This window comes from Arenimonas sp. (assembly GCF_022842045.1).
Classification (GTDB): Bacteria; Pseudomonadota; Gammaproteobacteria; order Xanthomonadales; family Xanthomonadaceae; genus Arenimonas.
Window position 1 is genome coordinate 21,195 of sequence record NZ_JALHQI010000037.1, and the last position, 7,120, is coordinate 28,314.

5 protein-coding genes are annotated in these 7,120 nt (G+C 70.2%); 1 reads left to right on the forward strand and 4 read right to left on the reverse strand.

Annotated elements, in window-relative coordinates; genetic code table 11:
* Positions 1 to 84: 84 nt before the first annotated feature.
* Positions 85 to 1,401 carry a Xaa-Pro dipeptidase gene (gene pepQ / locus Q0C12_RS09255; RefSeq protein WP_290889325.1) on the reverse strand — a complete coding sequence of 439 codons (1,317 nt, stop codon included), beginning with the start codon at positions 1,399 to 1,401 and terminating at the stop codon, positions 85 to 87.
* A 66-nt stretch (positions 1,402 to 1,467) separates the two neighbouring features.
* Between pepQ and Q0C12_RS09260 the strand changes: the two genes are divergently transcribed.
* Complete coding sequence (locus Q0C12_RS09260; RefSeq protein ID WP_290889328.1) at positions 1,468 to 4,140, forward strand: EAL domain-containing protein; 2,673 nt, start codon at positions 1,468 to 1,470, stop codon at positions 4,138 to 4,140.
* A gap of 13 nt (positions 4,141 to 4,153) precedes the next feature.
* Here Q0C12_RS09260 and Q0C12_RS09265 read toward each other — a convergent pair whose 3' ends face one another.
* The 3 genes from Q0C12_RS09265 to Q0C12_RS09275 form a co-directional block, all read right to left on the reverse strand.
* Entirely contained in the window at positions 4,154 to 5,263 is a 1,110-nt protein-coding gene (locus Q0C12_RS09265) for an FAD:protein FMN transferase (RefSeq protein ID WP_290889332.1), read from the reverse strand.
* Entirely contained in the window at positions 5,238 to 5,582 is a 345-nt protein-coding gene (locus Q0C12_RS09270; RefSeq protein ID WP_290889334.1) for a PilZ domain-containing protein, read from the reverse strand. Before Q0C12_RS09270 ends, Q0C12_RS09265 begins: the two co-directional genes overlap by 26 nt.
* The coding region (locus tag Q0C12_RS09275) for a DUF1631 family protein (protein WP_290889337.1) at positions 5,579 to 7,120 on the reverse strand (1,542 nt) is incomplete at its 5' end. The genes Q0C12_RS09275 and Q0C12_RS09270, both read right to left, overlap by 4 nt.

A 7,120-nucleotide genomic window follows, 5' to 3' on the forward strand; every position in this document is an offset into this window, starting at 1 on the left:
CTTCTGTGAGAGGGACTTCAGTCCCGATGCTTTCCGGTGCAAGGCATCGGGACTGAAGCCCCTCCCACAGGGTGTCGGGGCGGCTCAGGTCGCCGCGAAGGCGTCGCGGCTGAGGTTCTCGGGCCCGCCGTCGGTGCAATGCACCTCATCCTCGATCCGCACCCCGCCAAACTTCGCCAGGTGCTCCACCTTGCGCCAGTCCACGGCCTTGCCCTGCGGCGTGGCCTTCAGCTTCGCCAGCAGCGTCGGGATGAAGTAGATGCCGGGCTCGATCGTCACCACCATGCCGGGTTCCAGCGTGCGGGTCATGCGCAGGTAGGGATGCCCGGCGGGCCGCGGGATCAGCTCGCCGGCTTCGTCGGTGTAGCCGGCCACGTCGTGCACCTGCAGGCCGATCAGGTGGCCCAGGCCGTGCGGGAAGAAGGTGGAGGTGAGGCCGGTCTCGAGCATCTGCGTCGGATCCATGTCCACGATCTCCAGCGTGCGCAGCACGTTGCCCAGGCGCAGGTGGCATTCCAGGTGCAGGTCGCGGTAATCGACGCCGGCTCGGACGCGGGCGCACAGGGCCTGCTGTTCGTCCTCGACTGCGGCGATGAGCGCCTCGAAGTCGGCGTCACCGTTGCCCCAGGTGCGGGTGATGTCGGAGGCGTAGCCGTCCACTTCGGCGCCGGCATCGATCAGCAGGGAGCGATGCTGCGAGGGCGCGCGCGTCTCTTTGTACTGGTAGTGCAGCACCGCGCCGTGCTCGTTGAGGCAGACGATGTTGCTGTAGGGCAGGTCGAGGTCGGTGTGGCCGGTCGCGGCCAGGTAGGCGGCGTGGATGCGGGCCTCGGAAAGACCGGCCTTGAACGCGGCATGCGCGGCCAAATGGCCAGGCACCGCGCGGCGCTGGGCGAGGCGCATCACCGCGAGTTCGTAGGGCGTCTTGTAGGCGCGGTGGTAGTGCAGCGCATCCATCAGCGCCTTCGGATTGTTGGGCATGAAGCCGGGCAGGGCGGCGTCGGCCTCGCCCAGGATGGCGGCCTTGCCGGTCGCCGGCAGGTGCTTCGCGGCCTCGGCGGGGTCGGTGATGACCCGGATGTCGAAGTGCTCGACCCAGGCGCCCTCGGGTGGGCTGGGCGGCACGTGCCAGTAGTCGTCGGGCTGGTAGTAGGCCAGCACCGGCCGCTGGCCGGGGGTGTAGGCGATCCAGCAGTGCGGGTGGCGGGTCAGGGGCAGCCAGGCCTTGAACTGGGCGTTGGGCTTGAACGGGTAGGGCCGGTCGTCCAGGAACTCGTACTTCTCGATGCCCGAGGCGACCAGAAGGTGATCGAAACCGTGCTTTTCGAGCAGCCGGTCCACCCGCGCCTTGATTGCCGACAGGTGCGCGGGATATAGAGTGGCTGTGTCGTGGGAAGCCATGGCCGATCCTTTCTGAGGCGAAGGTCCGATTTTGCCGCATCCGGGTGTAAGGCGCAGGAGAAGTACTTGGAGAATCGGCGCAAAGACGGCGGTTTCCTGGGCCAGCCCGCCTGGCTCTGGAGCCTGGCGGCGCTGCTGGTTGGCCTGGCGCTCAGCCTGCTGGCGGCCAGCCTGCACCGCGATGCCCTGACCGGTTCCGAGCGGATCCGCCTCGAACGGCTGGCCGAGCGCAGCTTCGACGCCGTGGACGGCCAGCTCCAGACCTGCGGGCTGCTGGTGCGTTCGGTGCAGGCGCTGTTCCTGGCCTCGGACGAAGTGACGGCCGACGAGTTCGAGGCCATGTACTCGAACCTGCGCCCGCGCGAACAGTTCCCCAGCCTGCAGGCCATCGCCTACGCGGTGAAGACCGACCGCCCGTCCCCGGAGGCGCTACCGGATGGCCAGGTTCACTACCCGACGGTGCTGGTGGCGCCGATGCAGGGCAACCGCATGCTGCTGGGCCTGGACATCGCCACCCAGCCCGCCAACCTCGCGGCCGCCCAGTTCGCGCGCGACGCCGACCAGCCGGTGATGTCGGCGGCATTCCGCCTCATCCAGCGCGCCAACATGCCCGGCAGCGACGACGGCCTGACCATCCGGCTGCCCGTGTTCAGCCCGGGCCCGCAGCCGCGCGACCTGGCCGAGCGGCGCGCCCGCGAGATGGGCTCGCTGGCGGCTTCGTTCCGGGTGAACCGCCTCATCGAGGACGCGCTGCCGCGCGAAGCGCTGGAGCGGTTCGACCTCGAGGTCCTGGACATCAGCGACGGTGAGGCCGAGCCGAGGCTGCTTTACACCAACCCGCTCGAAATCCAACCGCGCCAGGGCGTGGAAACCGCCACCTTCGTGCGCGACCTGGCCTACGGCGGCCGCACCTGGCGGATGGTCGCCAACGCCGGGCTGCTGAATGACGAGGCCAGCTGGCTGCCGCTGCTCACCTTCGGCATCGGCTGCCTGGCCAGCCTGCTGCTGGCCACGCTGGCCTGGTCGATCGCCGGCACGCGGGCCCGGGCGCTGGCGCTGGCGCGCAGCATGTCGTCGCAGTACCGGGAGAGCGAGGAGCGGTTCCGCGCCCTGAACGAGTTGCTGCCGGCGCTGGTGCTGTTGGCGCGGGTGGGCGATGGCCAGCTGGTGTACGCGAACCAGGCCTGCCGTGACCGCCTCGGCATCAGCGACGAATTCCTCGGCCCGACCCTGCCGGAGCTGGTGGAGGAACCGGGCCTGCGCGAGCGCGTCGCGGGCCTGGGCACCGACCCCGGTGCCATTTTCAACGAGACGGTGAAGCTGCGGGTGCCGGGGCAGGAATCCTTCTGGGCCACGCTCTCGGTGTCGCGGATCATGCTCGGCGAGCAGCCGCACCTGCTGGCGGTGGCCAACGACATCACCGAGCTGCGGGTGCTGAGCGAGGAGCTGAGCTACCAGGCCACCCATGATTCGCTGACCGGCCTGCTCAACCGGCGCGAGTTCGAGCGCCGGCTCGATGCCGCCATCGCCGCGCTCGACGCGGGCGCGCCGCCCGCCGCGCTGCTGTACATGGACCTCGACCAGTTCAAGCTCATCAACGACACTTCCGGCCACTACGCCGGCGACCAGCTGCTGGCGCAGCTGGCGGCGCTGTTCGCCGGCCTGCTGCCGCGCGATGCGGTGGTGGCGCGCCTGGGCGGCGACGAGTTCGCCTTCCTGCTCGAGCGCACCGACGAAGCCCGCGCCGCGGCGCTGGCCGAGAAGATCCGGCTCGAGATCGACGGCTATGTGTTCGGCTGGGAGCAGCGCAACTACACCATCAGTTCCAGCATCGGCGTGGTGATGATGCGGGGCCCGGGCCTCAGCCAGCGCACCCTGCTGGCGCACGCCGACACCGCCTGCTACATGGCCAAGGAGCGCGGGCGCAACCGCGTGCACCTGTTCTCCGAGGACGACCTGGAGACCACCCAGCGCCGCAGCGAGATGGAGTGGGCCGGCCGGATCCGGCAAGCCCTGGCCGATGGCCGCTTCCTGCTGCATTTCCAGGAGCTGGCGCCGCTGTGGTATGGCGAGCAGGCCGAAGGCGTGCACCTGGAGATGCTGGTGCGCCTGCGCGACGAAGGCGGCGCGATGGTGCCGCCCGGTGCCTTCATCCCGGCCGCGGAGCGCTTCGGCCTGATGCCGCAGCTCGACCGCTGGGTGGTGGACACCACTCTGGCCAACTTCCACCGCATCCATCCCTCCGGCAAGCCGGTGAAGCTGTGCGCGATCAACCTCTCGGGCCCGACCTTCGAGGACGACAGCTTCGCCGACTTCGTGCTGCAGCGGCTCGAGGACTACGGCGTGCCGCCGCAGCGCATCTGCTTCGAGATCACCGAGACCGCCGCGGTCAGCTCGATGGCGCGCGCGGTCGAGTTCATGCAGAAGCTGCGCGCCGCCGGCTGCAAGTTCTCGCTCGATGACTTCGGCTCGGGCATGGCCTCGTTCGGCTACCTCAAGAACCTGCCGGTGGACTTCATCAAGATCGACGGCAGCTTCATCCGCAACATCGAGACCGACCCGGTGAGCTACTCGATCGTGCGCGCGGTCACCGACATCGGCCACCAGCTGGGCCTGCAGGTGGTGGCGGAATGGGTGGCCGACGAGCGCGCCCGTGACCTGCTGCGCGGACTGAGCGTGGACTATGCGCAGGGCTTCGCGATCCACAAGCCCGAGGCGGCGCTCTGCTTCCGGAACTGAAGGCCTCTCGCGGCTAGTCCGCCGCGGCGGGCGCCCGCCCGTCGCAGTCCGGCCCGAGGTCCAGAGGCGGCCCGAGGGACACGGGATTGCGCAGCAGTTCCACCCGCGCGGCCATGGCGACGGTGACCAGCATTTCGTTCTCCTCGGTCACCATCAGCACGCAGCCCAGGCCCAGGCGCCGCGTGGTGCGCTCGAAGCCCGCCGGGCCGGCCACGAAAAGTGCGGTCGCACTGGCGTCGGCGAGCACCGGGTCACGGTGCAGCACCACGACCGCCGCCGCGCCGCGCGCCGGCCGGCCGGTGCGCGGGTCCAGCACGTGGCCCCAGCGCGCGCCCGTCGGCGACTCGCGGAACTTGTTGTAGTTGCCGGTACTGAACAGCGCCTCGTGGTCGTCCAGCTGCACGCTGCCCAGCACGCCGCCGAAGGGGTCCTTCAGCCCCACGCGCCAGGGCCGGCCATTGCCGTCGCCCAGCGCGACGATGTCGCCGCCCAGGCTGACAAGGGCGTGCCGGATGCCGTGGCGCGCCAGCACTTCCAACAGGGTTTCCGAGGCCAGCCCCTCGGCGATGGCGCCGAAGTCGAGCTGCACCGCCGGGTTGCTGCTCGAAACGACGTCGCCTTCCACGCGCACCTGGTCCAGCCGGGGGCGCACCTCGCGCCAGCGCTGCAGCCAGGCCTCGCCGGGCGGCGCGGCCAGGACCGGGAAGGTCGAGGTATGGAAGCCCCAGGCGGCCACCAGGCCGCCGACGGCGGGATCGAACAGGCCCTCGCTGGCCTCCGCCAACGGCCGCGAGCGCGCGATGAGCTCGACCACGGAGGCGGGTGCGACGGCGGATTCGCCCGCCGCCAGCGCGGCATTGATGCGGGTGAGGTCCGAAGGTTCCCAGGCGTGCCACTCGGACTGGCGCTGGTTGAGCAGTCCGGACACCTCGGCCAGGGCGGCGCGCGACTGCGCAGGCTCGGCGCCGCGGATCTCGACGTCGGCCAGGGTGCCGAACACGTAGAGCCGCTCCATGCGGACGGGCTCCTCGCGGCTGCAGCCGCCGGCCAGGGCCAGGGCGATGGACAGCACCGCCGGCGCGACGCGACGCCGGGGTTCAGACGTACTGGCTGCCCGGCGCATCCACCCACTCCCGGATGAAGGCTACGTCCTCCGGGGCAACGTCGATGAAGCGGAAGCCGGTCCACACCTGGCCCGGGGCCGCGGCCTCGTCGGACCACAGTTCGTGGGCACCGACTTCGACCTGGCGCGACTTGCCGGACGCATCGTCGAGGCTGAAGCGAAGCTGGAACAGCGCGTCGCTGGCCAGCGGCTCGTGCAGGATCAGCAGCATGCCGGTCTCGGAGAGGTTGCTGAGCTTGCCGATCAGCATCCCGGTCATGGTGTCCAGGACGTCGATGTTGCCGACCTTGCGGCGTTTGGCGCGGCGGTATTCGTTCATCGGGCGGGCGCCTCGGCAGGCGACTGGCCGGCGAAGGAACGCAGGGCGTTCATCACCGTGTTCCAGGCGCGGTCGATCAGGGTGCCTTTCTCTTCCTCGACCACCTTCACCTGGCCCTGCACCATGGCCTTGGCCAGGCCTTCGAGCGTGTTCTCGCCGACCTTCTGGCCGCGGTGGTTCACGAACAGCACGTGGCCGGTGACGGTGGAGAACCAGGACAGGCGACGACGGACCTTCTCGCCCTGCTGGTTGAGCGAGAACTCGAACCAGGTGCCGAAGGGCAGCTGGCGGATCTGCTCGACGCGCTTCTGCTCCTCGGGCGTCAGCGTGACTTTCTTGGACTTCTTGGCCTGCTGCAGGTCCTCGCCCAGGCGCGCCCGCGCCTTCAGGCGCATGGTCAGCTCGGTGCGGCTGGCGGCGGAATCGTCGTCGGCATTGGCCTGCGGGTCGACCAGGCGCTGTGCGATCGCCAGCGCTTCCTCGGCGTGGTAGCCCACCTGCGTCAGCGAGGACTGGATGTCGGTACGCAGCGTCGAGGCTTCCTGGTTGCTGATGGTCGCGGTGCCCGGCGCCGCCTTGGCGACCCCGATCAGGCGTTCCGCCGTGTCCAGGTGCTGCTTCCACTGCTCGGAGTCCTCGCCGTGGCGCAGCGAGGTCAGCGCCATCACGTCGGTCCAGGCCTGGCTGAGCAGCGTGTGGGTGAAGCGCGGGAGGTTCTGCTTCTTCAGCATGCCCTCGACCACGGTCGCGGCGCGCTCGCGCGCGAGCGCCAGTTTCTCCTTGCCGCGGGCCGCCTCGACGTGGCGCTTCTCGGCCACCTCGGCCTTGCGCGTCACCGTTTGCAGGTGGCCGCTGAGGTCCTCGAGCAGGTTGTTGAACAGGCCCAAATCGCCGTCGAACTCGCGCACGGTGCGATCGACGACCGACTGCATCTTGCCCACCAGCTGCTGGTCGGAATCGTCCTCGCCCAGCCAGTAGGCACCGGTTTCGGCGATGGTGTTGAGCATCTGCCGCGCCGGGTGCTGCTGGCGGGTGAAGAACGCCTTGTCCTGCAGCGCCACGCGCAGCAGCGGCACCTGCAGCTTCGCCAGCAGGGCGGACGCGGGGCTGTTCGGCCGCACGTCCTTCATGATGTGGTCGAACAGCATGCCGACCAGGTCGATGGCGTCGCCGTCTTCCTCGGCCAGCGCCGGCGGCTGGTTGCCCGGGGTGTGCTGGCGCAGCTGGGCCAGCAGGTCCTGCTTGAGGTGGGTGACGGTGCGCGGCGTAGGCTTGCCGTTCACCATGATCGTGGGGGTGGCTTTCTGCTGCAGCTGGCCGAGCACGTCCTGCACCTGTTCGGTGCTGACCGGCACGCCGCCGGCGCTGCCCGGGGGCTGCCCGCCCACCAGCTTGCCCAGCAGCTGGCGCCGCCCGGCAAGCAGATGCCGCATCTGCTGGAAGGTGTCCTCGCCGCCCGCGGCCTGGCCGCCGCCGTACCCGCGGCCGCCCGCACCCAGGCCCGGTGAGCCGCCCAAACCGGGCGAGCCGCCGCCGAC